Origin of the sequence: Stenotrophomonas sp. 278 (assembly GCF_003935715.1) — a bacterium.
Taxonomy (GTDB): Bacteria; Pseudomonadota; Gammaproteobacteria; order Xanthomonadales; family Xanthomonadaceae; genus Stenotrophomonas; species Stenotrophomonas maltophilia_AH.
This window is the reverse complement of the sequence record NZ_RHPP01000249.1, coordinates 1-2,766: the sequence shown is the minus strand read 5'-3', so window position 1 is coordinate 2,766 and position 2,766 is coordinate 1. Positions and strand designations below refer to the sequence as shown.

At 62.7% G+C, this 2,766-nt stretch carries 4 protein-coding genes and 1 pseudogene; 3 read left to right on the top strand and 2 right to left on the bottom strand.

From position 1 onward, the window contains the following. Both EGJ34_RS21220 and EGJ34_RS21215 read right to left on the bottom strand, forming a co-directional pair. Positions 1-242: pseudogene (locus EGJ34_RS21220) on the bottom strand (glycosyltransferase); the annotation flags it as partial. A 91-nt stretch (positions 243-333) separates the two neighbouring features. Next, positions 334-1,035, bottom strand: a complete 702-nt coding sequence (locus tag EGJ34_RS21215; protein WP_125362385.1) for an NYN domain-containing protein — start codon at positions 1,033-1,035, stop codon at positions 334-336. 626 nt (positions 1,036-1,661) lie between these two features. Here EGJ34_RS21215 and rpmB point away from each other — a divergent pair. The 3 genes from rpmB to EGJ34_RS21200 form a co-directional block, all read left to right on the top strand. After that, positions 1,662-1,898, top strand: coding sequence for a 50S ribosomal protein L28 (rpmB, locus tag EGJ34_RS21210; RefSeq protein WP_125362384.1), 237 nt, complete (start codon positions 1,662-1,664; stop codon positions 1,896-1,898). A 10-nt stretch (positions 1,899-1,908) separates the two neighbouring features. Further along, positions 1,909-2,076, top strand: a complete 168-nt coding sequence (gene rpmG / locus EGJ34_RS21205) for a 50S ribosomal protein L33 (RefSeq protein WP_170272460.1) — start codon at positions 1,909-1,911, stop codon at positions 2,074-2,076. A 116-nt stretch (positions 2,077-2,192) separates the two neighbouring features. Further along, positions 2,193-2,766: PLDc N-terminal domain-containing protein (locus tag EGJ34_RS21200; protein WP_185750284.1), on the top strand; the 574-nt coding region annotated here is incomplete at its 3' end.

Sequence of the window (2,766 nt, the reverse complement as noted above, 5' to 3'; positions counted from 1 at the left end):
ATCCGCGCCAGCCCACGCGCCGCGGCGCCCAGGTCATTCCCGCGCGACACCAGCGCCACCACCTCGTCATGGATGTCGCCCTCCAGCGCCGCATGCGGCACCCCCAGCACCCGCGCTGATTCCAGCGTGCCGCCCTCGGCCAGCAGCATCACCGCGTGCCCCGCCTGCATCAGCCCATGGCACAGCATCACCAGCGGCCGGGTGTCGCCTTCGGTCCCGTAGGTCACGACCAGCAATCGCATTGGCAGTTCCGTTGTGGGGAAAGCCCTAGTGTCCAAGGATGGCATTGCACGGAATGTGCAGACCTTTACGCGATCGGTAATTACGAGCCCGTTACCAATGATCTGGCTTGTCGATGGGTCTCTTGCCTGTCTGTACTCGAATGGGAAGCTGACTGGCGGCCAGCTCCTCATCGTCGATATGACCGCGCGTCCAGTCCGCGACGGCCGAAAGCGAGGACATTACGTTGCGGTGTGTCGTGATGTCGGGTTCGGGTGGGCGGCGCGGCGTGACAACGCCCAGCCTTATGTGGGGGAAGTCTTGTTTGATGGCCCGAAGGACTGGGACAACGTCACTGTCGTTAGAGCAGATGATCTGCTGTGTATATGCGCCGGAGCAGGCATCCCGGTACATCGCCAATGCGATGTTGACGTCCGTCTGCTTTTCCTCAAGCTTCCACACCTTGACGCGGTCACGCCGATCATAAGGCTTGCCCGCAACGTAGCGTGGCATGCTCGTGCCGGTACGGTCATGTGTGTGGGTCCCCATTGTTCTGGAGAACCTGGTTCCATGCAGGGCCGTGTGAGCTCGCAGAAATCTGTCCTGCGCCAGGGGGGAGGCGGGGCCGTTGGTCGCGAACTTTGCAAGGCAGAATGCGCTGAAGTAGTTCACCACTTCAATGCGGCACGCAGGATCCTGCTTCTGCAGCAGGCGGTCGAACAGCGCGACCAGGTCGATCCACTTGTATGGAGTGCCGCGAAGGCGACCATAGTAGAAGTTGTAACCGTCTACGTAGACGGCGCACGAATCACCCATGAGCTCACTCCTTCGAGCATGAAAAAACCGCCTCGCGGCGGTTTTTTCGTCCCGAGCCGTTTAGCCAACCTAATGACGACGGCAAGGGCGGGGTCGTGGCTGAATTACAACACCCAGGCCGGGCTGGGTCAATGCAACGACTGTACCGGTCCAGAACGAGCGGGTGTCCATCTTTGCCAGGCCTGACTGCTTTCCGCGTCTGCTTGTGAACCGGGGGCGTGAACCCCCGGTAGTCTCGGTGAGTGGAACGCGTCGGCTTCTGCCTATCCCGCCGATGGCTGAGGAAAGAACGGAGCTGGCCCGTCCTTCGCAGCGCTACTATCCCGTCACCGGGTCCCGATCAGCAGCGCACCTCGGAATCCTGCCGTAACCGCAGTAGCGGGGTACAGAGGCAGAAGCGCCACGTTCAGCCTTCCCCTGTGGATAACCCCTTGCGCCGACTGGCCTGGCCGTGCATAATGCGCGGCTCGCTGTGCCCGGTTTTGACCTGGCTGGCGGCCGGGAACACGTCCTCCGGCTCGCCTTCGACAGCGTAACCCTTTGATTCTCTTGACGTGTGGCGGGTCACCGCCGAGGCCGCCGTCGCCCGGGCTATGGGCTGACAATGACTACTATCGAGGTGCGCAATGTCCCGTAAATGCCAGGTGTCCGGCAAGGGAGTGCAGACGGGTAACAACGTCTCGCACGCCAACAACAAGACCCGTCGTCGTTTCCTGCCGAACCTGCACGAGCGTCGCTTCTGGGTTGCCAGCGAAAACCGCTGGGTGAAGCTTCGTGTTTCCGCGCATGCACTGCGCACCATCGACAAGAACGGCATTGATTCCGTTCTGGCTGAGCTGCGTTCGCGCGGCGAAAAGGTCTGAGGAGTAAACGATCATGGCAGGCAAGCGCGATAAGGTCCGTATGATTTCGACCGCCGGTACCGGTCACTTCTACACCACCGACAAGAACAAGAAGAACACCCCGGGGAAGATGGAGTTCTCCAAGTACGATCCGGTCGTGCGCAAGCACGTCCCGTACAAGGAAGGCAAGATCAAGTAATCCACCTGGATTACGCGATCCCCGCGAAAAACCCGCCGCAAGGCGGGTTTTTTGTTGGGCGGTTGTCCATCACACCGCCCATGGCACACTGGCCTCACCTCCAGGCGGGCGACACAATGCTGTTCGAATGGGTGCTGGGCTCATGGCTGCTGATGCTCGACTGGCTGATCCGGCTGGCCGCGCTGTTCTGGATTCCTACCCGCACCACGCCCGGGGCCGCCCGCAGCTGGTTGCTGCTGGTCGGCTTCGTGCCGCTGCTTGGCCTGCCCGCCTACCTGTTGTTCGGCCACCCCTGGCTGTCGCGCCAGCGCGTTCAGCGCCAGGCCGAGGCTTCCCAGGTCATCCGTGAGGAGCAGGGTCTGCAGCGCCTGCTGCGCTGGAACCCGCCCAGAGACACCGCCATTGCTGAAGTGGTTCCGCTGGTCGAACGCCAGGGCGACTTCATGCCCGTGCACGGCAACGCCGTTGAGCTGCATGCCGACTACGACCACTCCCTGCAGACGCTGCTGGCCGACATCGACCAGGCCCGCGAACGCGTCCACCTGCTGTACTACCTGATGTTCGACGACGCCGTTGGCGAAGCCGTCGCCGACGCCCTACAGCGCGCCGCCGCCCGTGGCGTGCACTGCCGCCTGCTGCTCGACGCGGTAGGGGCAAAGCGCGGCCTTCGCCGTTACCGCCATCGCCTGC